The organism is Pelagibius sp., assembly GCF_965249265.1.
GTDB lineage: Bacteria > Pseudomonadota > Alphaproteobacteria > Kiloniellales > Kiloniellaceae > Pelagibius.
The window spans coordinates 517,033-537,445 of the sequence record NZ_OZ252224.1; the positions used below are offsets into that span (position 1 = coordinate 517,033).

Below are 20,413 nucleotides of genomic sequence, written 5' to 3' on the forward strand. Positions count from 1 at the left end.
GACTTTAACGCCGCTCTTGCCGGGGCGATAGGGGGATTGTCATTGGGCTCAGACGGCGGCGAAGCCGGCCGGCGGGTCCAGATTCGGCGCCAGGGCAGGCGGACTGGTGAGGCTCAGCACCTTGAACAGGCTGCCCATCTCGGCGGGGTCGACCAGCCGCTGCCTGGCCGCCTCTATCTCCTCGGCCTTTGCTGGGGCGGTGGCGCTGAGGTGTGCCGCCCGGGTGTCGATGCCGAGCGCCTGCAGGAACGCACCCTGCTCGACCGGGCCGTAGGCCTGCGCCCCGGCGGCCACCGCAGCGGCGGCGAGGCTTTGGAAGTCGATATGGGCGGTCAGGTCGGCCCGGCCGGGATCGCTGAGGACGTCGTGATAGCGATGCCGGCGCAGCGCCTGCAGCGTCGGTCCGCTGGCGGAGCGGGCCGGGCCGTAGTCGATGATCAAGGCCGCGCCCGGCTGCTGCGCCAGATGTTCGCCGAGATAGGCGGCCAGGGAAAGCCCGGCCGGGCAAAGCTCCACCAGGCTGCCGGGTTCGGCGTCGCGCAGACTTTCAGGGATCAGGGCGGCGTTCAGCGGGCTCGGCGGGGCGAGGCCGAAAGCCAGCGTGTCACCGCCTTGGGCCAGCACCACCACGCGCTCAGCCCAGCCCGCCGCCGTTTTTTCGAACTGGCGGATCGGCAGGGCGTCGAAAAACTCATTGGCGACCAGCAGCAGCGGCGCCTCGGGCAGCTCGGCCAGGGTGTCGATCCAGGTGACCCTCTGGTCGGCGAGGCTGCGGCGCTGGGCCTGCCGCAGGCTGGGACTGACCTCCACCAGATGGATGTCGACGGCTTTCAGGAAGTCCGGCACCGCCCGGCAGGCCCGCAAGGCGTCGGCCATCAGGGTGCCGCGGCCCGGGCCCAGTTCCACCAGCAGGCAGGGATCGGGGCTGCCCAGACGCAGCCAGCAGTCGGCGAGCCAGAGGCCGATCAACTCGCCGAACATCTGGCTGACCTCCGGCGCGGTGACGAAGTCGCCGCCCAAATCGTCCCCCAAATCGTCCGCCAAATCGTCTGAGCCCAGCTTGGGTGCGCCCAGCGGGTCGCCGGACATGTAGTAGCCCGCAGTCGGATGGGTCAGGCAAAGCCCCATATAGTCGGCGATGCTCATCGGTCCTTGCCGCTCGATCCGTTTCACCACCTCGTCGAGGAGGGACATGGGGGGGAGGGGCATGGAGCGGCGGTTCTCAGCGCGGTTTGCGCAGGGCCCAGACCGTAACGATCAGGCCGACCAGGAACATCGGGAAGGAAAGCACCTGACCCATGGTGATGCCCTGGACGATGAAGCCGAGGAAGTCGTCGGGCTCACGGTAAAGCTCGGCGACGCTGCGGGTCACGGCATAGCCCATCATGAAGACGCCGGAGACGAGACCGGTGCGCTGCAGAGCGCCGCGGCGCACCATGATGTAGAGCACGATGAACAGCAGCAGGCCTTCCAGCAAGGCCTCGTAGATCTGGCTGGGATGGCGGGCGATGGGCCCGGCGGCAGGGTGGGGGAAGACCATGGCCCAGGGCACCGTGGAGGCATCGGCGGCGCGGCCGTAGAGCTCCCCATTGATGAAGTTGGCGATGCGCCCGAGGAACAGCCCGATGGGCGTGGCGGCGCCGACGATGTCCGACAGCGTGAAATAGCTGACCCCGCGGCTGCGGGTGAACAGCAGGATCGCCGCCAGGACGCCCAGCATGCCGCCGTGAAAGCTCATCCCGCCCTGCCAGATCACCAGGATTTCCAGAGGGTTCTGGAGATAGTAGCCGGGCTTGTAGAACAGCACATAGCCGAGGCGCCCGCCGAGCACCACGCCGAGGGTCGCCCAGAGCAGGAAGTCGTCGAAGTCGACGGGCTTCAGGCGATGCGGCGGCAGCTTGGTCATCCAGCGGCAATAGGCCCAGGCCAGCAGCAGCCCGGCGATGTAGGCCAGGGCGTACCATCTGATATCGAAGATCCAGATGCTGAAGGCAACCTGATCGAAGTTCGGATGCTGCAGAACCAGAAAGCTGGGAAGCAGGGTTTCGATCATAAGGCCTCAGAGATAGGGATCGGGTTTGACGAGGAAGTCCTTTACGTAGCGCGCGACGCCGTCCTCCAGCTCTGTGAAGGGTTTGTCGTAGCCCGCCGCGCGCAGCCGTGCGGTGGTGGCTTCGGTGAAGTATTGATACTTGTCGCGGATCGCCTCGGGGGTCGGCACGTAGCTGATGTTCTCCGGCCGCTCCATTGCGGCAAAGACCGCACGGGCCAGGTCGGCGAAGCTGCGCGCCTTGCCGGTGCCGACATTGAAGAGGCCGTTGACGGAAGGGTTGTCGTAGAGCCAGAGCATCACGTCGACGCAGTCGCCGACCCAGATGAAGTCGCGCAGTTGCCCGCCGTCGGCATAGTCGGGATGGTGCGACTGAAAGAGCTTGGCCGGCTCGCCGCGGCTCAACTGGCCGAAGAGATGAAAGGCGACGCTGGCCTGGCCGCCCTTGTGATACTCGTTGGGGCCATAGACGTTGAAGAACTTCAGGCCGGCCCACTGTCTGGGCGCCGGTGCCTCCAGCGCCAGGCGGCGCATGACCCAGCGGTCGAAAAGATGCTTCGACCAGCCGTAGCCGTTGAGCGGACGCAGCCCGGCCAGATAGTCGCGGGAGGCATCGTCGTCGAAGCCCTCCGCGCCCGCGCCGTAGGTTGCCGCCGAAGAAGCGTAGATCAGCGGTATCTCTTCCTGGGTGCAATGATCCCAGAACACTTTGGAGAGACGGAAGTTGTTCGCCATCAAGGCGTCGCCGTCGCTCTCCGTCGTCGCCGAGATGGCGCCCAGGTGGAATACACCCTTCAGGCGGCCTTCCGCCCAACGCAGGAAATCGGGCAGTTCTTCCGGCGGGATCACGTCTTCCAGGTCGTGATGCGCCAGATTGCGCCACTTATCGCCTTGGCCCAGGCGGTCGCAGACGACCACCGCCTCGCCGCGTTCGGCCAGGGACGCGACCAGATTGGAGCCGATGAATCCGGCGCCGCCGGTAACAAGAAGCATCTTCGGGGCGTTCCTTTGCTGTGCGCCGCCTTTGCCGAAGCCGCGCTGCGCCCTCTTATAGGAGCGCGCCTCCGCGCTCCGCAAGTCCGCCATCGCAAGGGATGGAAGGCGGTTTCCTCAGTTGGGGGCCGGAAGCAGGCCCGCCGTGGCTTCGGCCCGCGCCGCGCGTTCGGCAGGCAAAAGCGGAATCAGGCCGCGCCGGGTCAGGTAGCCGCCGGTGCCGGAGGCCGCCTCGCCGGCAATTTCCGCCACATAGCCGCGCAGACCCGGGATGCTGTCGAGGTGCTGGCGCTTGACGTAGAGATAGAGCGCCCGCGAGGGGCCGTAGCGGCCGTCGGCAATGCTGGCGGCGGAGGGCGCCACACCGTCGACGGCGACGGCCTGCAGGCGCTCCGTGTTGTCCTGCTGAAAGTTGAAGGCGAAGATGCCGAGGGCGTCCGGGTTGCGGTCCAGCCGGTCCAGCACCTGCCTGTCCTCCGTTGCGACCTGAATGAAAACGCCGTCATCGCGCAGGGCCGTTGCCGCTTCGGGCGCCTTTGCGCTTCTTTTTGCCTTCGGCGTCATGATCAGATCCATGAAGACGCCGCGGTGGGGACTGGTGCGTGGGGGTCCCAGCACTTCAATGGGCTTCACCGGCAGGGCAAAGTCGATGTCGCTCCAGAGCTTGTAGGGGTTGTCGCCGCCCGCGCCCTCTGCGGCCAGCGCCAGCTGGATTTGTTGAGGCGTCAGGCTGAGCGCTGCGCCGCGCTGCGACTTTGCCAGGACCACCGCCTGATAGCCGATCTTCACCTCGACCGGGCTGATGCCCCTTTGCCGGCAGGCGGCAGCCTCATCGGCCGCGATGGCCCGTTCGGCGGTGACGATGTCCGGATGCTCCGCGCCGAGACCGGCACAGAAGAGGCGGAAGCCGGCGCCGCTGCCGTTGGCCTCCACCAGGGGCGTCTTGTGACCGGTTTTCACGTGGAAGGCTTCGGCGCTCGCAAGGGCCAGAGGAAAGACCGTGGCGGCGCCGACCACGTTGATGCGCTCGCGTTCTCCGGCCAGGGCGCCGGCGGTCACACCCAGGCCGGCAAGGCAGACGACAGCAAGAGCGCCGAGAACCCGGCCCTGCGTTCTGCGGTATCGTTTGTCGACCGGCTTCCCGGATCTTCGCTCGCGTCCCATCTTTCCCCTGTTGCCCCCTGCTGCACGGCTCTCCCCGGATTCGGGAGCGCCAAGTGAAACGCCTTCCCGTTGGGCGCGCAAGGCCACGGTTGAAGCGGCTCTCCCCCATGGTCATATTACCGGCTGGCCCCAAGAGCGTAGGAAGGACCTGGCCATGCAGAGCGAAAACAAGATCCTGGACGATATGGCCCGTGTGGCCAGCAGCGCCATGGGTGTGGCGGCGGGCATGCGCAGCGAGGTCGAGGCCCGGATCCGCGAACAGATGGAACGGCTTCTCGCGCAGATGGATCTTGTCTCCCGCGAGGAATTCGATGCGGTCAAGGCGGTGGCCGTCGCCGCCCGCGAAGAACAGGAAGCGCTGAGCGCCAAGCTGGCCGCGCTCGAGGCCCGTCTCGCGGCGATGGAAAAGGCCAAGCCCAAGGCTCAATCCAAGACCCCATCCAAGACCCCATCCAAGACCGGGACCGCGCCACAGGGCGACGGCTGAGCCCTTTCCGTCCGGCATCTCCTATCCACAGCTCTGGCGCAATTCCTTTGTTGCACAGCGGAATCGAATGAGGCACGCTACATGTGGTAGCGGCGGCGTCGCATAATTCCATATGTCGGGGCGAGTGAGGCGCTGGAGCCCTGCCACTGCCAACCGAAGAGGCCGTATCGACATGGTAGAACTCGTCCAAGACTCCCACCAGCCGATCAACCCCCTCGACCTTCTCGAAGAGCTCGGCAGCGCCAATGATTGGGCCTGCGACCGCCACAGTGAATCGGAACTGCTCATCGAAATGTCCGGTCACTGGTGCGAATATCATATGTATTCAGTCTGGCAGGAGCAGGTCAGCTCCATGTTCTTTTCCTGCCATTTCGACCTCAAGGTTCCCAAAGCGCAGCAGAAAGAAGTCTGCGAGCTTCTGGCCAAGGCCAACGAGCGGCTTTGGCTCGGCCACTTCGACCTGATGGCTGAAGAGGGCGCCCTGATGTATCGTCACACCATTCCCCTGCGCGGCCTGCCCGGCGCTTCGCTGGAGCAACTGGAGGATCTGGTGGAGGCCGCCCTGATGGAATGCGACCGCATCTATCCGGCCTTGCAGATGGTCATCTGGGGCGGTGCGACGGTGGAAGGGGCGCTCGACGCGGCCCTGATGGAAACCGTCGGCGAAGCTTAGGCGGCCCGCCGCGACGAACCCGGCGGAGGCCTTACGATGCGTTTTTCCGGACAATGAATCTCTCCGGCCCCCTGTTGCTGGTCGGCTGCGGCAAGATGGGCGGTGCCCTGCTGGAAGGCTGGCTGGGGCGCGGTCTCGATCCGGCCTCGGTCTGGATCGTCGAGCCGAGTGGCGATCATCTCCAGGCTTTCCTCGACCGGGGTGTGCACCAGGTCGCGGCTGCCGATGCACTGCCCCGCGATCTCAAACCGGCGCTGATCGTCCTTGCGGTGAAGCCCCAGATGCTGGAGGCGGCTCTGCCGCAATATCGCGGATTTGCCGAAGCGGGCGCGGCGGTACTGTCGATTGCGGCGGGCTGGCGCATCGCCGCTTTTGAAGAGGTCTTGGGCTCGCAGACGCCGGTGGTGCGGGCAATGCCCAACACGCCGGCAGCGGTCGGGCGCGGGATGACGGTCCTCTGCGCCAATGCACATTGTGACGGGGCGTTACGCGGCCTGGCCGGGGATCTGCTGGCGGCGGTGGGGGAGACCGCCTGGGTCGAGGATGAAGGGCTGATCGATCCGGTCACCGCCGTTTCCGGTGGCGGCCCGGCCTATGTCTTTCTGCTGATCGAATGCCTGGCCGAAGCCGGTGAGAAGGCGGGACTTCCGGCCGATCTTGCCATGCAGTTGGCCCGCGTGACGGTTTCCGGCGCCGGCGCCCTGGTGGATCAGTCCAGCGAGCCGGCGGCAACCCTGCGCAAGAACGTCACCTCTCCGGCGGGCACGACTTTGGAAGCGCTGAATGTCCTGATGGCGGAGGACGGCCTGCAGCCGCTGATGACCAAGGCCATCGCCGCGGCCACCGCGAGGAGCCGGGAACTGGGCTGAGCCGGCCCGTTCTGAGCCCGCCCGTTCTGAGCCGGCCCGTTCTGAGCCGGCCCGTTCTGAGCCCGGCAAGGGCCGGGAAATCCCAAGAAGCACCAAGACGAGCCCTCGCTGACGGATTCCACCGTCTTGTTCGGCGATCAATTCCAGCGGATCGGGCCGCTGCAGAATTGTTCTGCAAGAAAAGTTCTGGAACGACTGAGCGCTGAAACGTCTAAGGGTTGTGCCCGGTCACGGCAGGCCGCTGGACGGAAAATCCTATCGGAGTTCGCTGTTTACGCCGGATCGGTCAAATAATCCTACCGCAAGCTGAATAAATCAGTTAGTTTTTTTAGCGTTTGTGATCATTAACGAATCATTCAGACATTGAATTATTTACTATAGAAATACTCAATATGGTTGTAGCCGAAATGGCAAGCCAGCTTGGAGTGCAACTGAGGCGGGCAAGCGGGCCCTGAGAAAGAAGGTTTGGACCCGACTAAGACAATGGCGATGGATGTTTCAGTCCAGCCTCGACGGGGGGGTGATTTTCAACAGCGCGGCGGCATCCTTTGGGGGCCGCTCTTCGCTTCAGTCATCTTGCTCGCCATCCTGTCGATGCTGCTGGCCCTGGTCAGCATGCAGGTCACGCGGGAGCCGGGGGCGCTGGCGGTCCTGTGGTTGCCGAATGCCATCGCCATCGGCTGGTTTTGGGCCGACCGCCGGCGCCGCGCCTTGCCGGTGGCGGTTTCCGTTGCCGTCGGCACTGCCCTTGCAAAGCTGGTTTACGGTGACAGCCTGCTCGTGAGCTGCCTGCTTGGCGCGGTGAATGGTGTTGAAGTGCTGCTCGCCTGCAGCCTGATCGCCCGGCTTCTCCGCTTTGAGACCGCGCACAAGGACTCGTCCCGCTATCTGGTTTTCCTCGGGGCGATCTGCATGCTGCCGGCTGTCTTTGCCGGTCTGCTGGCAGCGTCGGTGGTGACCTATTTCTATGGCGCACTTTGGCACGACGTTTTTGTCGCCTGGGTGTTGGGCAATTTCACCTGCACGCTGGCGGTGTCCCCCTTTGTCTGCCTGGTTTTGAGATCGATAGGGGCGCGGCGTGCGCCCTCTTTCGAAGATGCCAGGCGATTCTTGATCTGCCTGGTTTGTCTGCTGTTCGCGGTTTCGGTTTTCACCAAGGTGGCGACCGGCGTATCCCCCGTGATCATCGCCGGCCCGCTGCTGGGCATCTTTGCCTTGTGGCTGCCGGTCAGCGCGATGGTGGTGATGACAGCCGGCCTGCTTTTTGCCGTTGCCTTCGTTGCATTCTCCGCGCCGGTTCTCTTTGGGACCACCTTCGGCCTAGCCCATTCGCCGAGCGCCTTTGTCTTGATCTTTGGTTGCCTGGTCATCCCCGGTAACCTGATCGCCGTCTCGGTCGCTGCCGTGCGGTCGGCGGAACGCCAGGCCCAGGAACTCAGCCGCCTGAAGTCGGAGTTCCTGGCCACGATGAGTCATGAGATCCGCACGCCCCTGAATGCCATTCTCGGTATGTTTCAACTGCTGCAACGCGGCGGCCTCCCGGACAAGCAGGCCGAATGGGCGCAAATCGGTCAGGTGGCCGGAGAACGTCTGTTGAAGCTTCTCACCGACGTCCTGGAGATGTCGCGTCTGGAAGCGAAAGCGGTGAAGCTTTCGCACAGCGAAAAGCGGGTCGACGATTTGGCTGCCGGCTGGCAATCCATGGCGGAGGCGGTGATTCTGCGGAGCCGCAAACCTCTGGGCCTCGCCGTTGAGCTGGATGAGGCCTTGCCGCAAAGCCTTTGGATCGACGAGGGCCGTCTCAATCAAGTCGTTCAGAACCTGATCGAAAATGCGATCCGTTTCACCGACAATGGCCGGATAACGATCGGCGTTTCGCTTGCGGCCTCCAACGGCAGGCCTGGGCGCCGGGGGCTGGGCGAGACAGTCGAGTTTTGGGTATCCGATACCGGCTGCGGCATTCCGCCGGAGCGGCTCTCCCAGATTTTCGAACGTTTCAGTCAGGTCGACGGCAGCATAACGCGCCGGGTCGGCGGCACCGGACTCGGTCTTGCCATCTCCAGCGATCTGGCGCGGCTGATGGGTGGTGGGATCGTCGTGGACAGTGTCGTCAACCGCGGAACGACGTTCCGGCTGAGAATCCCCCTGTCCGCCCTGCAGCTCTCATCGGCGACCGAGCCTCCGCTTGAGATGAAGAAGGATGCCGCGTAGTGGCTGCAAAGGTGTTGGTCGTTGAGGACGATGAACTCACCCGTTTCCTGATGGGAGAGATGTGCCGGGCCCTTGGTCTCGACTGCGAGATCGTGGCGGATGGGCAAAACTGCCTCGACCGCCTTCAGGCCGGGCCGGTCGACTTCGATCTCGTGCTCATGGACCTCCATATGCCCCGGGTTTCGGGCCTGGAGGCGACAAAGGCGATTCGCAACTCGGCCGACTACTTTGTGAAGGCGCTGCCGGTGGTCGCGGTAACCGCCGACACCCACTGGCATGAGCGCAGCCAATACGAACCCCACGGTTTCGATTCCGTGCTGCCGAAGCCAGTGGAGATGGATGCCTTGACCGCCATCGTCGCCCTCTATACCGGTCAGAACATCGGTATCGAAAGCCCTTCCCGGACTGTCTAGGCCCTTCCTGTCTAGAGTGGACCCCGCCCAGGACGGATCAGTACACAAACCCCTTGGCGGTGGTCCCGCTCACGTCCCTTTGACTTCCCGGTTTAATGGCGCATCTTCATTGTGAAGAAACAAACCTGCAGCCCAACGGGAGACGGGTGATGACGGAGCAGTCCTGGCGACCAACGCGCCGCGCGGTCCTGGGCGGCCTGGCGGCCCTGCCGTTCGCCGGACAAATGAGCCGGGCGGCGGCTTCCGGGCTGTTGACCCGTGCCGTTCCGGTGAGTGGGGAACGCCTGCCGGCAATCGGCATGGGAACCTGGATCACTTTCAACGTCGGCGATGACGCCGCGCTGCGGGCGCAGCGCAGCCAGGTGCTGCAGGCCTTTTTCGACGCCGGCGGCGGGATGATCGATTCCTCACCGATGTACGGCTCGGCCGAGGCGGTGATCGGCCATGGTCTCGCAAAGACCGGGCAGCCTGCCTCGCTCTTCTCCGCAACCAAGGTCTGGACCTGGTCGCAGGCCGGCGGCGTGGAGGAGATGGAGGAGTCGCGGCAGCTCTGGGGGGTGGATCGCTTCGACCTGCTGCAGGTGCATAACCTGCTGTCCTGGGAAAGCCATCTGGAAACCCTGCGCGGAATGAAGGGGGAGGGGCGGCTGCGCTACATCGGCATCACCACCTCCCACGGCCGCCGCCACGAGGACTTCGAAACGGTGATGCGCCAGCCGGATATCGACTTCGTTCAGTTCACCTACAACGTCCTCGACCGTGAAGCCGAAGATCGCCTGCTGCCGCTGGCCGCCGACCTCGGCAAGGCGGTGATCATCAACCGGCCGTTCCGCCGCGGTGCACTCTTTGACCGCGTCGCCGGGCAGCCGCTGCCCGCCTGGGCGTCGGAGATCGACTGCGCCAACTGGGCGCAGTTCTTCCTGAAGTTCATCGTCTCCCATCCCGCCGTGACCTGCGCCATTCCCGCCACCTCGCGGATCGATCACATGGCGGAAAACATGGGTGCCCTCCACGGCCGCCTGCCCGATACCGCCGAACGCCGCCGCATGGCAGCCGCCGTCGAAGCGCTTTAAACGTGCTTTCCTTTGATGCGGAGGTGCTGTCGCTGCTCTTCGCGCAGATGAACCGGGCGCTCTGGCCCGGCCAGTTGCTCTTCGGCGCAGCGGCGCTGGGGGCACTCTGGCTGGTGATGACCGGGCGCCCTCTCGCCACCCGCGGCGCTGGCGCGGTGCTGGTTGCTGCCTGGCTCTGCAGCGGCTTGGTGTTTCATCTGTATTACTTTGCGGGCCTCAGCTTTACCGCACCGGCCTATGGGGCGCTGTTTCTGCTGCAGGCTGCCTTGCTGACCTGGAGCCTGCTGATCCGCGGCCGAACGGTTCTTGGCTTTCAATCCGGTCTCACGGCCTGGGCCGGACTTCTCGCCATGGCCTATGCGGTGATCGTGGTACCGGAACTGGCCCTGCTGCGCGGCGAGCCGGCGACGGCCCGGGCTTTCGGCCTGGCGCCGGGCCCGACGGCGGTTTTCACCCTCGGCCTCTTGTTGATGGCGCCCCTGCGCTGTCCGCTTCATCTTCTTGTACTGCCGGCGATCTGGTGTTTCGTCGCCGGGGCGACCGCCTGGACGCTGTGGATTCCCGAAGATTTGGCGAGCCCAGTCATCGCGGTGCTGCTGTTGGCCGTCGCTGTTCGCCACAACAGACGGCCTGCCGTCCGCTTTTAGGGCCGGCCTTTAGGGAAAACCGCTTTCGATGATCCGTGACAGGTTTGCGCGGAGCTGTTTTATGCCGGCCTCGCCCAGGCTCTCGGTCATGCGGGCCTCGATGCGCCGCTTGATGCGGGTGCCGTCGCGCAGGGCGGCCTTGCCCTTGTCCGTGTAGCGAATGATCTTTGCCCGCTTGTCCCCGGGGTCGGGAACCCGCTGGACGATGCCCGCGGCTTCCAGATCGTCGACCAACTGCTGGACCGCCTGCTTGGTCAGACCGGAGCGTTCGACCAGGCGTTTCTGCGGGGTGCCGCCGCGCGGGTCCAGAAAGGCCGTAATATTGCTCTGTGCCTTGCTGTACCAGTCATGCCCGGCCTCCTGCATGGCGGCCATATAGGCATCCTTCCAGAGAAAGGCGGCCTGCCAGATCAGCCAGCCGATATGGTCGGGCGACAGCTCCGTCGTGTTGCCCGATGCCGCTTTGTCCGTCCCGCCCTTGTCTGCTCCGTCCTTGTCTGCCCCGTCCTTGCCGGTGCCGGCCTTTCCGGTGGTTGCGGAGGATGGGCGCTTCATTTTTTCGTCAATTGTCTTGACCAAATTTCACTCCTCGATATATAGTCAAGCAACTTGACTGATAAGGCAAGAGCTTGGTTATGCGATGTTGCAATCGACGGACTTTCTTTGTTTGCCTGACCGCTATCATGGCGCCTTTCGGCGTTTCGGCAGCGCACAGTTTACAGGCTGGAACGCCTTTGTCCCAAGCTGAGGCAGGGCCGTGGCGGGAAGCAGCCGCCGGGGGCATGGTCTTCCGTTGGCGCCATGAAGGGGCGGTGCTGCGGGGACAGCTCTCGGCGCCGACGCCTGGATGGCTGGCCGTTGGCTTCAACGATGCCGAGCGGTTGAGGGGCACCTGCTTTGTGATGGCTCAGGTTTCCGAGGCCCCGCCCCGCTTGGAGCTGCGCCGAGCCGCGGTGCCGGACCATGGTCCGGTTGTAGACGCGCAGGTCCAACGGGATCTGGTGTTGGTGTCCGGCAGTTTCGGCGGCGGTGCTTCGCGGTTGGATTTCGATCTGGCGCACCGCAGTGGCGACGCCCTGGGCGTGAACCTTCGCGCCGGTGCTGCGACCTACCTGATGTTGGCCTGGAGCCGCTCGACCGACTTCGGCCATCACTCGGCCTTCCGCGAACACCAAAGGGTGATTCTCTAGGCCGTTTGCCTTAACCCCAGCCGGCGTCGCGCCGCCTGCAATGCCTCTCTGTCGCCTTGCGGCAGGGCGTGAGGAGATCTGTGTCTTGAAGAGCCCCACTCATTTCCTGATCGGCTACGGCTGCGCGGCGGCTTTTGGATGGCGCGGCGGGCTGCGCCGGGCCTGTTTGCTCGGCGCCGTGGTGCCGGATGTTCCCGTGGCCGCGGTCTGGAGCGTCCTGGCCGCCTCCGTCGTCTGGCGCGAGGGCGGCTATGTGCAGGCACTAGTGCAGGCGGAGATGGACGCGCTCTACTTCTCGGACTCGGTGATGATCGCCTTGCACAACCTGCTGCATGGGCCGCTCAGCCTGGCGGGTCTGACGCTGCTCACGCTCCTGATCTTCTGCCGCAACAGAACCTGCCGGATGCGTTGCCTGGCCTTCCTCGCCGGCGCGGTCACCCATGCCGTGGTCGATATCGTCAGCCATGTGACGGACGGTCCGCTTGTGCTCTGGCCGCTCGACGACGAACTGCGTTTGGTGGGGCCTTTCAGCCATTGGGATCCGGCGTATGGCGGCCTCTGGGTTACCGGCATCGAACTGGCCGCGGCCCTTGTGTTCGGCGTTGCATCCTTCTTCGGTTGGCGCCGCCGCCGCGCTATGGCGGTTCCGGTGGCAGGTTGAGCGCCCTTGAATTGGCGGGCCAGGGATAGCACCCTCGATCTAGAGCGGATCATGTTTGGACGGAAACACATTCATGTTTGCGTCAAAACATGTGAATCCGCTCTACACTTGCTCCAGCCGCGATGACGAGGAGTGGATTCGATGACGAGGAGTGGATTCAGTGGCAGAGGGTTCTCTGAAAGACAGCGCGCGGCGGGTGCAACAGGCCATCGAGGCGGCGGGCTTCGACTTTGAGGTCCGCGAGTTTCCGGCCTCGACACGCAGTGCCGCCGAGGCGGCGGCCGCCATCGGCTGTACCGTCGAACAGATCGCCAAGTCGCTGATCTTCCGCGCCGAGACCAGCGGCGCGCCGGTGCTGGTGCTGGCCAGCGGTGCCAACCGGGTCGACGAGGCGGCGGTCGGGGCGGTCCTGGGGCAACCCATCGGTCGGGCCAGGCCCGATTTCGTCCGCGAGACGACGGGCTTTGCCATCGGCGGTGTGCCGCCGGTCGGCCATCTGAAACAGCCGCTGACCTTCATTGACCGCGATCTGATGGCGATGACCGAGATCTGGGCGGCGGCGGGGACCCCCAATGCGGTTTTCCCGCTCAGTCCCGAACAACTGGTCGCCCTCACCGGCGGTCAGGTGGCCGATATCCGGCAGGCCTGACCTCCTTGCTCCGCACAGGTGTCAGGGGCCGCGTCAGGAGGCCGCGGCCGGGTGATTCGAGCCGGACTTCACCAAAGCCGCCCGGCAGCCTAGAATAGCGGTTCCAGAATCTGGCAAGGACTGGCGAAATCGCCCAAGGAGCCAAGCAGATGGTGAAAAAAGCCGACATCCCCAAGCACGTCATCGACACCGCTTTTGACATGGCGGCGGAGCGCGGCTGGCGGGACCTTTCCCTGGCCGAGATCGCCGAGGCGGCGAAGGTGCCGCTTTCCACCCTTTATCCCCTGTTCCCCTCCAAACAGGCCATTATCGAGGGCTTTGCCGATCAGGTGGATGCGGCGGTGATGGCGGATGAGGATCGGGAAGGCAGCGAAGCGCCGGCCCACGACCGCCTTTTCGAGGTGCTGATGCACCGTTTCGAGACGATGCAGCCCAAGCGCGAGGCCATTGGCGCCATTCTTCAGGACCAGCTGCGCGATCCGCTGATGATCTGCTGCGGCCTGGGACGGCTGGGGCGGTCCATGGCGGCGACGCTGGAGGCGGCCGGGTTCTCCACCAGCGGGCTGCGCGGCCTGGTGAGGATCAAGGGCATCTCGGCTGTCTATCTTTCCACGCTGCGGGTCTGGCTGCGGGACGAAAGCGATGACATGGCCAAAACCATGGCCTTCCTCGACAAGCAGCTGCGGCGGGTGGATTCCCTGGCCAGCCGGATGTCCGGTTCCGGCATGAAACGTGCCGCCGGCTGACCGCCGGATCGCCGATTGAGCAAATAGTCCTATTTCGGCCCGGAGCCCGCTGCCGGTCCCGGGGGCCGGAAGGTCGCTCAAACCCTGGCTTTCAGGGCTTCTTCCCCGATTTATTGTGCAGTGCAAAAAATTTCCTTGACGCTCCTCTGTAGCCCGCTTATATCAGCGTCAACACAGGTATTGTGCGGTGCAACATTAAAGCGGGCGAGGCCCGCACAGATCGAGGAGTTTGACCCATGGCCGTAACCGGCAATCCCTTTCTGAACGGTGAGTTCGCCAAGTTCGATTTCGTTTCCCTGATGGACCCGAGCAAGTTCGTCGAGCAGTGGGAAAAGATCGATTTCACCGCCGTTCCCGAGCAGTTCAAGGTTCCCGGCGTTGACGCCCAGGCGCTGATGGCTGCGCAGAAGCGCAACATCGAAGCCGTTGCTTCCGCCAACAAGGTTGCTCTCGAAGGTGCCCAGGCTGTGATCCGCCGTCAGGCCGAGATCCTGCGCCAGGGCGTCGAGGAAGCTTCCAAGGCGATCACCGAGCTGAACGCCGCCGGTACGCCGCAGGACAAGCTGGCCAAGCAGGCCGAGCTTCTGAAGGCGGCCTACGAGGCCTCCCTCGGCAACCTGCGCGAGCTGACCGAGATGGCGACCAAGTCCAACGGCGAAGCCGCAGAGCTGCTGACCACCCGCGTCAGCGAGAGCTTCAGCGAATTCTCCGGTGAAGTGAAGAAGACCGCGAAGAAGAAGTAAGCTTCGCGTCCGGAGCCTGAAAACAGGGCTCCTCCGAAAAGCCTCCAAGAAGGGCCGTCTCCGGACGGCCCTTTCTTTTTTTGTGCTCAGAAACCTGCGGTCGGACCGGGCTCCAAAGCAGCCCCCAAGCGCCGGCCATGAGCGCCAATGGCCCGGGCCCGGGTGAGGCGCTCCGGTTCCCAGGCGGCAAGGGCGGACGCGACGCGATCGCCGGTATTCCCCGCGTCATCCAGGGCCTGGGCCAGAAAGAAGGCATCGCCGGCGGCTTTGTCGATTCCCATCGCCGTGTGGGGGCGCACTACGCTCGCCGCGTCGCCGACCAGGGCGACCCTGCCATAGGCCATGCGAGGGGCTTCGAGATCCTGGATCGCCTGGACAAAGGGCGCGTCTGTCGCCAGGACGGCGTCGAGAAACGATGGCGGCAGATGCTCCACGGCTGCGCTTTGCATCTCTTTTTTGGCGGCGGGGTTCAGGCCCTGGGCCGGCATCGAGATGTCATGGCGCCGGCCATCGCGGTCGGTCAGCAGACTCTCGATGGCGTTGCCGGCCGGGGCGGGGCGGTACCAGACCCAGTTGTAACGTCGGTTTCCCGCTTCGGTCTCCCCTTTCGGCCCCGGGATCAGATAGCCGAGAATGTGAGATCCGGGATAGCGGAAGAAGGCGAAGCGCCCCGCCAGATCCGTAGCGGCCAAGGCGGTGAGTTCGTTCTCCGGGATCACGCCGCGCCAGGCGACGTAGCCGGCGTAGGTCGGCAGGCTCGCCGGCGCCAACAGGTGGCGCACCGTCGAAAGTGTGCCGTCTGCGGCGATCAGAAGATCGCCGCTGAACTGCCGGCCATCAGCCAGGGTTACCGACACCGAGGCATCATCCTGATCGACGGCGGTTACCGATGCCCCCAGATGGTACCGGGCTTCGGGAAGCTGCTGTCGCAGCACCCGGTAGAGACTGTCCCAGGCATGCTGAGTCTGGTGGGTCCGGTCCCGGTCGAGGAAGTTGCCGTTGCGGTCCAGGATGACCCGTTCAAAGGCGGTAACGCCCAGCTGGCCGATGTTGGCCACACCCAGGGCACGCAGGGCCCGTACCAGATCGGCCTGTTGCACGAGTCCGGCGCCCTGGCTTTCCAGGCTCCGCGGCGAGCGCTCCAGCACGTCAACTTCCCAGCCTTGCCGATGCAGCAGCGCGGCGGTGAAAAGACCGGCAATCGAACCACCGGCGATCAAGGCACGGGGGGCGGCTCCGGGTGTCATTGGGGTGGGTTTTGGTTGGCCGGGCATGGCGATCCTCCGGATTCAGGAAACGAAGATCCTGGATATCGGTCACCATCAAAGTAAGTATAATATTGCAAATATAGTTAGCATCTTTGCGTTTTATGCAAAGATGAGGCGATGGACAGATTCGCTTCCCTCAGAGCCTTCGTTGCAGTGGTCGAGGCCGGCGGTTTCGCCCCGGCGGCCCGTCGTCTCGGGCTGGCCACCTCGTCGGTGACCCGTCAGGTCGATGCCCTGGAGGACGGCTTGGCGGCAAAGCTGCTGAACCGCTCCACCCGCAGTGTGACCTTGACCGATCCGGGCCGGGGCTATTTTGAAAGGGCGGTGCGGCTTCTGAGCGATCTGGAGGAGGCGGATCTTTCGGTCGCGGGTGCGGGCGCCCTGCGCGGGCTTTTGCGTATCTCGGCGCCCCTGGCCTTTGGGCGCCTTCACCTTGCCCCCATCCTCGCGGACTACCTTCGTCTGGCGCCGGAGGTTCAACTGGATCTTCTGTTCACAGATGGGCTGACCAATCTGGCCGAAGAAAATGTCGACATTGCCATCCGTATCGGTGCCCTGGAGCCGTCGTCGCTGGTTGCCCGCAAGCTGGCTGGCCATCGCCGCGTGGTCTGCGCCAGTTCCGCCTACCTGGCGCGCGCCGGGGCGCCCCAGGTGCCTCAGGAACTGGCCGATCACGCCTGTCTGACCTTTGCCTACGCCCCAGGCCGCAGTCCTTGGCGTTTCGCCGGAACCGACGGCGCCGGCGATGTTGCCGAGGTCGCCGTTACGGGGCCGTTACGCGCCAACAGTTCCGAGAGCCTTGTCGAACTGGCGCTTGCTGGTTGCGGCGTGGTGTTGATGCCGACCTGGCTGGTCGGGGATCATCTGAAGGCCGGCCGCCTCCAACCCCTGTTGACGGCTTGGCAGGCCAACCCGGGCGCTGGGGAAGCCGGTATCCATGCTGTTTTCCTGGCAAACCGCCGCGGCGCGCCCAAGGTACGCAGTTTCGTCGACTTTCTCGCCGCGCGCTGGCGCCCCAATCCGCCCTGGGAGATATGAGACCGGTTGGCTGCTTGCTGATGCCACGCTGCCGGTGATAGCGTCGCGCCGCCGTATTGAACTTGGGCAAATTCAACCTGGCGGGTCTCAACAAGCCAGCGGAGCGAATGATGAACGACAGTCCTGAAATCTCTTTCGACGACTTCCTGAAGGTCGATGTGCGGATCGGCACCATTGTCGATGCGCAGCCGTTTCCCGAGGCGCGGCGCCCGGCGATCAAACTCTGGGTGGATTTCGGCGACGATCTGGGGGTGAAGAAGTCTTCGGCCCAGATCACCGTCCACTATGCCGTCGATGAACTGGTCGGCAAGCAGGTGGCGGCGGTGGTGAACTTTCCACCCCGGCAGATCGGCAAGTTCATGTCCGAGATTCTGGTGCTGGGTTTTCCCGACGAAAGCGGCGAGGTGGTGCTGGTCACCGCCGACAAGCCGGTGCCCAAAGGCGGACGGCTTTACTGAAGTCGTTTCGGCAAAAAGAGAAGCGGCGGCCCCCGGGTCGGAAGCCGCCGCCTTGTTTCGGGTTTGCGCTGAACGTCAGGTGATGTTGAAGCGTTGCAGCACGTCGGCGAGGTCGTCGCCGAACTGCGCGCCGCGGCGGATCAGGCCGACGTTCATCGGCAGCGCTTTCAGGTCCGGATGATCGGGGTCCAGGCTCGTCAGAAGGGCGATGGGAATGCTCTTTGTCGCCGGCATGGCTGAAAGCGCGCAGGCCAGATCGACGCCGCTGAGACGCGGCATGATCTGAGAGGTAATGACGAAGTCCGGTTTGGTTTCCAGGATCAGTTCGAGTGCTTCGATCGGGTTGGTGACGTTGGAGACACGATAGCCGCAGGCGGCCAGCTCGCGGCCGACGACCTTGGCGGCGGTGCGCTGCGGGATGATCACGGTCACCGACTTGTCGGTTACCACCACGTCTTCGACGTTGAAGGAGCTCTGCTGCGGCAACTCGCGCAGGACGGCGGAAACCTCTTCGACGCTCACCGACTCGCCGTCGAGCAGGCTGCTGATCTTGTCGGCGAAGGTAACCAGGTCGGCGATATGGCGTTCTTCAACCGCTTCGATCTCGCTCAGGTATTCGTCAAGGGAGTGGGTCAGCGGCCCGAAGCCGGTCAGGTTTACGGACCGGGCTTTCAGACGCAGGTTCGCGGAATCCATCGCCAGACTTTTTGCCGCTTCCTTGGCATCAAGCACGCCGGTCTTCACCTGCTGAACCCGCAGTTCCAGGCTGGACACCAACTCCCGCGCTTCATCCAGGGCTTCGCTCTCAATTTGCGAGTCGACTTCTTCCTCAGAAATCAGCGCGTTCGAACCAGCCATTACAACTCTCCGTCGGAAACCGTTTATTCGGGGCCGGAGCATAGAGAAATAACCGTTAAAGCAGTCTAAACGGCACTTGTCGCTAAGGTTGTATGGCTTCGTCCGAAGTGACGGATCGGCGCTCAGGATGCCTTAAGCGGGCAGCCAGACCCTGGCTCTGAGGCCACCGCCGGGCGCCGCCTCCAGCACCAGATCGCCGCCGTGGCTGCGGGCCACGTCGCGGGCGATGGTCAGCCCCAGGCCGACCCCGCCGGTGGCCGGATTGCGCGACTGCTCCAGCCGGAAGAACGGTTTGAAGACGTCTTCGTAGCGTTCCGGCGGAATGCCGGGGCCGTCGTCGTCAACGGTAACTTCGATCAGGTTCTTGCGGCGGCCGGCGCGGACCGCGACCTGTTGGCCGTAGCGCTGGGCATTGCCGATCAGGTTGGTCAGGCAGCGGCGCATGGCCTCGCGCCGCAGCGGCAGGGAGATGTCCTGCTCCAGATGCAGGTCGACGCTGCCGCCGTCCCGGGTCATCTGGCTGACCACCTCCCGCAGCAGATCGCAGAGGTTGGTCGCCACCGGCGTCTCTTTGCCCTCGCCGCGGGCGAAGGCCAGATAACCCTCGACCATATGCTCCATCTCGACCACGTCGGACTGCAGGTATTCGACCTCCGGCGTGTCCTTCAGCATTTCGAGCTGCAGCTTCATGCGGGTCAGCGGCGTGCGCAGGTCATGGCTCACCCCGGCCAGCATTTCGGTCCGCTGCTGGACCTGGCGGTTCAGGCGGTTGCGCATGTTGATGAAGGCGACGGCCGCTTGGCGCACTTCGGTGGCGCCCTCCGGTTTGAAAGAGGCGACCTCGCGCCCCTTGCCGAAGCCCTCTGCGGCTGTGGCCAGACGGCGGATCGGCTTTACCTGATTGCGCATGAAGATGACGGCGACACCGAACAACACGATGGAGCTGCCGATGGTCCAGACGATGAAGATGTAGGTGGTGGAGGAAAACAGCCGCTCATCCGTTACCAGCACCCGCAGCACGCCCTGATTCAACTGCACCAGGATCTCGACACGCTCGTCCAGACTGCGGGTATCGACGGCGAAGGGAGCCGGCAGTTTTTCCTCCAGCGCCGCCCGCAGGCGGCTGTCGACCAGACCGCGCAGCGGAATCTGGTCTGGCACGAGGAGCTCCGCACCCTCGCTGATCGACAGCTCAAGCTGCATGGTGCTCTTGGCCAGGCTGAAGATGCGGATCAGTTCGGCGTCGTCCTGGCTGCGGCCGATCAGGGTGACCACCGCGGCGACATCGCCGGCCAGACCCTGGGCCAGACGCTTGGTGATGGTGTCGTAGTGCCGGTCGAAGAAGATCCAGGTCGAGATGACCTGCAGCAGGATCAGCGGCGTGATGATGATCAGTACCGCGCGCCCGAGCAGGGAACGCGGCAGGAAGCGGCGGATCGGGCCCGGGCCGCCCTGGGGGTAGAGCGGATTGACCGCCGGCCGTTCGCTGGTCGCGCTCTTCATCAATCCGTCATCAGCACGTAGCCGGTGCCCCGCACGGTCTGCAGATAGCGGGGAAACTTCGGATCGGCCTCGATCTTGCGCCTGAGGCGGGTGACTTGAACGTCGATGGTCCGCGTGTTGCCGCTGACCTGGCTTTCCTCCGAGAGGTCCTGCCGGGCGATGGGCTCGCCGGCCCGCCGGGCGAGGGATTTCAGCAACAGCGTCTCCGCCGAGGTCAGGCGGATAAAGACGCCGGCGCGGGTCAGTTCCTCGCGGTCGAGGTCGAAGGAAAAGTCGCCGAAGCTGACGCAGTTGCCGGCCTTGGCCTCCGCCACGGGGATGCGCCGCAGCACCGCGTTGATGCGCAGCACCAGTTCGCGCGGCTCAAAGGGCTTGGGCAGGTAGTCGTCGGCGCCGCTCTCGAAGCCGGCGATGCGGTCTTCGGTTTCATTCATGGCCGTCAGCAGCAGGATCGGCACTGCGCTTTCGCGCCGCAGGGTCTGGGTCAGCTCCAGGCCGCTTTCGCCGGGCATCATGATGTCGAGCACCAGGAGATCGAAGGCGAGCGAAGCGAGCTTGGCCCGGGCATCGGCGGCGTCGACTGCTGTCGTGACCCGAAACCCCTGGTCGCTGAGGTAGCGCTGCAGCAGGTCGCGCAGCCGCGTGTCGTCATCGACGACAAGAATATGGGACGGCTCTTCCAGCACAGCGGGGTCGCTCATGGGCGGGAGTATAAACCG

23 protein-coding genes are annotated in these 20,413 nt (G+C 64.6%); 14 read left to right on the forward strand and 9 right to left on the reverse strand.

What is annotated here, in order from left to right:
- Window positions 1-48: 48 nt before the first annotated feature.
- The 4 genes from ACP146_RS02590 to ACP146_RS02605 all read right to left on the reverse strand — a co-directional run bounded on the left by ACP146_RS02590 (window position 49) and on the right by ACP146_RS02605 (window position 4,207).
- Window positions 49-1,209 (reverse strand): class I SAM-dependent methyltransferase, encoded by a 1,161-nt coding sequence (locus ACP146_RS02590; RefSeq protein ID WP_422365206.1) that lies wholly within the window; start codon window positions 1,207-1,209, stop codon window positions 49-51.
- 13 nt (window positions 1,210-1,222) lie between these two features.
- On the reverse strand, window positions 1,223-2,053 hold the full coding sequence (lgt, locus tag ACP146_RS02595; RefSeq protein ID WP_422365207.1) for a prolipoprotein diacylglyceryl transferase: 831 nt from the start codon (window positions 2,051-2,053) through the stop codon (window positions 1,223-1,225).
- Window positions 2,054-2,059: 6 nt separating this feature from the next.
- A complete protein-coding gene (rfaD, locus tag ACP146_RS02600; protein WP_422365208.1) occupies window positions 2,060-3,043 on the reverse strand; it encodes an ADP-glyceromanno-heptose 6-epimerase in 984 nt (327 codons plus the stop codon).
- Window positions 3,044-3,160: 117 nt separating this feature from the next.
- Window positions 3,161-4,207: a substrate-binding domain-containing protein gene (locus tag ACP146_RS02605; protein ID WP_422365209.1), complete on the reverse strand. Its 1,047-nt coding sequence runs from the start codon at window positions 4,205-4,207 to the stop codon at window positions 3,161-3,163.
- Window positions 4,208-4,361: 154 nt separating this feature from the next.
- On the opposite strand from ACP146_RS02605, the gene ACP146_RS02610 reads away from it, so the two are divergent.
- From ACP146_RS02610 to ACP146_RS02640, 7 genes are all read left to right on the forward strand, one after another.
- A complete protein-coding gene (locus ACP146_RS02610) occupies window positions 4,362-4,694 on the forward strand; it encodes an accessory factor UbiK family protein (protein ID WP_422365210.1) in 333 nt (110 codons plus the stop codon).
- A gap of 172 nt (window positions 4,695-4,866) precedes the next feature.
- Window positions 4,867-5,367, forward strand: a complete 501-nt coding sequence (locus ACP146_RS02615; RefSeq protein WP_422365211.1) for a YbjN domain-containing protein — start codon at window positions 4,867-4,869, stop codon at window positions 5,365-5,367.
- A 53-nt stretch (window positions 5,368-5,420) separates the two neighbouring features.
- On the forward strand, window positions 5,421-6,236 hold the full coding sequence (gene proC, locus ACP146_RS02620) for a pyrroline-5-carboxylate reductase (RefSeq protein WP_422365212.1): 816 nt from the start codon (window positions 5,421-5,423) through the stop codon (window positions 6,234-6,236).
- Window positions 6,237-6,725: 489 nt separating this feature from the next.
- Entirely contained in the window at window positions 6,726-8,447 is a 1,722-nt protein-coding gene (locus ACP146_RS02625) for an ATP-binding protein (protein WP_422365213.1), read from the forward strand.
- Window positions 8,447-8,860: a response regulator gene (locus ACP146_RS02630; RefSeq protein ID WP_422365214.1), complete on the forward strand. Its 414-nt coding sequence runs from the start codon at window positions 8,447-8,449 to the stop codon at window positions 8,858-8,860. The genes ACP146_RS02625 and ACP146_RS02630 overlap by 1 nt, the downstream gene beginning before the upstream one ends.
- Window positions 8,861-9,009: 149 nt before the next feature.
- Window positions 9,010-9,933, forward strand: coding sequence for an aldo/keto reductase (locus ACP146_RS02635; RefSeq protein ID WP_422365215.1), 924 nt, complete (start codon window positions 9,010-9,012; stop codon window positions 9,931-9,933).
- A 2-nt stretch (window positions 9,934-9,935) separates the two neighbouring features.
- On the forward strand, window positions 9,936-10,580 hold the full coding sequence (locus ACP146_RS02640) for a DUF6064 family protein (RefSeq protein WP_422365216.1): 645 nt from the start codon (window positions 9,936-9,938) through the stop codon (window positions 10,578-10,580).
- 9 nt (window positions 10,581-10,589) lie between these two features.
- On the opposite strand, the gene ACP146_RS02645 is transcribed toward ACP146_RS02640, so the two are convergent.
- Window positions 10,590-11,135, reverse strand: a complete 546-nt coding sequence (locus ACP146_RS02645) for a MarR family winged helix-turn-helix transcriptional regulator (protein WP_425032147.1) — start codon at window positions 11,133-11,135, stop codon at window positions 10,590-10,592.
- Window positions 11,136-11,362: 227 nt separating this feature from the next.
- Here ACP146_RS02645 and ACP146_RS02650 point away from each other — a divergent pair, with 227 nt between their 5' ends.
- From ACP146_RS02650 to ACP146_RS02670, 5 genes are all read left to right on the forward strand, one after another.
- On the forward strand, window positions 11,363-11,770 hold the full coding sequence (locus ACP146_RS02650; RefSeq protein WP_422365218.1) for a DOMON domain-containing protein: 408 nt from the start codon (window positions 11,363-11,365) through the stop codon (window positions 11,768-11,770).
- 85 nt (window positions 11,771-11,855) lie between these two features.
- The gene (locus tag ACP146_RS02655; protein ID WP_422365219.1) at window positions 11,856-12,431 is read left to right on the forward strand and encodes a metal-dependent hydrolase; all 576 of its coding nucleotides are present in this window, start codon (window positions 11,856-11,858) and stop codon (window positions 12,429-12,431) included.
- Window positions 12,432-12,591: 160 nt separating this feature from the next.
- Window positions 12,592-13,080 carry a YbaK/EbsC family protein gene (locus ACP146_RS02660; RefSeq protein ID WP_422365220.1) on the forward strand — a complete coding sequence of 163 codons (489 nt, stop codon included), beginning with the start codon at window positions 12,592-12,594 and terminating at the stop codon, window positions 13,078-13,080.
- Window positions 13,081-13,229: 149 nt separating this feature from the next.
- Complete coding sequence (locus ACP146_RS02665; protein ID WP_422365221.1) at window positions 13,230-13,826, forward strand: TetR family transcriptional regulator; 597 nt, start codon at window positions 13,230-13,232, stop codon at window positions 13,824-13,826.
- A gap of 236 nt (window positions 13,827-14,062) precedes the next feature.
- A complete protein-coding gene (locus ACP146_RS02670) occupies window positions 14,063-14,569 on the forward strand; it encodes a phasin family protein (protein WP_422365222.1) in 507 nt (168 codons plus the stop codon).
- An 86-nt stretch (window positions 14,570-14,655) separates the two neighbouring features.
- Here the strand turns inward: ACP146_RS02670 and ACP146_RS02675 are convergent, their stop codons facing one another.
- Window positions 14,656-15,816 (reverse strand): FAD binding domain-containing protein, encoded by a 1,161-nt coding sequence (locus tag ACP146_RS02675; RefSeq protein WP_422365223.1) that lies wholly within the window; start codon window positions 15,814-15,816, stop codon window positions 14,656-14,658.
- Between the two features lie 138 nt (window positions 15,817-15,954).
- Between ACP146_RS02675 and ACP146_RS02680 the strand changes: the two genes are divergently transcribed.
- Both ACP146_RS02680 and ACP146_RS02685 read left to right on the forward strand, forming a co-directional pair.
- A complete protein-coding gene (locus tag ACP146_RS02680; protein WP_422365224.1) occupies window positions 15,955-16,875 on the forward strand; it encodes a LysR family transcriptional regulator in 921 nt (306 codons plus the stop codon).
- A 107-nt stretch (window positions 16,876-16,982) separates the two neighbouring features.
- Window positions 16,983-17,333, forward strand: coding sequence for a tRNA-binding protein (locus ACP146_RS02685; RefSeq protein ID WP_422365225.1), 351 nt, complete (start codon window positions 16,983-16,985; stop codon window positions 17,331-17,333).
- Between the two features lie 75 nt (window positions 17,334-17,408).
- Here ACP146_RS02685 and ACP146_RS02690 read toward each other — a convergent pair whose 3' ends face one another.
- From ACP146_RS02690 to ACP146_RS02700, 3 genes are all read right to left on the reverse strand, one after another.
- Window positions 17,409-18,191 carry a response regulator gene (locus ACP146_RS02690; protein ID WP_422365226.1) on the reverse strand — a complete coding sequence of 261 codons (783 nt, stop codon included), beginning with the start codon at window positions 18,189-18,191 and terminating at the stop codon, window positions 17,409-17,411.
- A gap of 132 nt (window positions 18,192-18,323) precedes the next feature.
- Entirely contained in the window at window positions 18,324-19,694 is a 1,371-nt protein-coding gene (locus tag ACP146_RS02695) for an ATP-binding protein (RefSeq protein ID WP_422365227.1), read from the reverse strand.
- Entirely contained in the window at window positions 19,694-20,395 is a 702-nt protein-coding gene (locus tag ACP146_RS02700) for a response regulator (protein WP_422365228.1), read from the reverse strand. Before ACP146_RS02700 ends, ACP146_RS02695 begins: the two co-directional genes overlap by 1 nt.
- Window positions 20,396-20,413 lie beyond the last annotated feature (18 nt).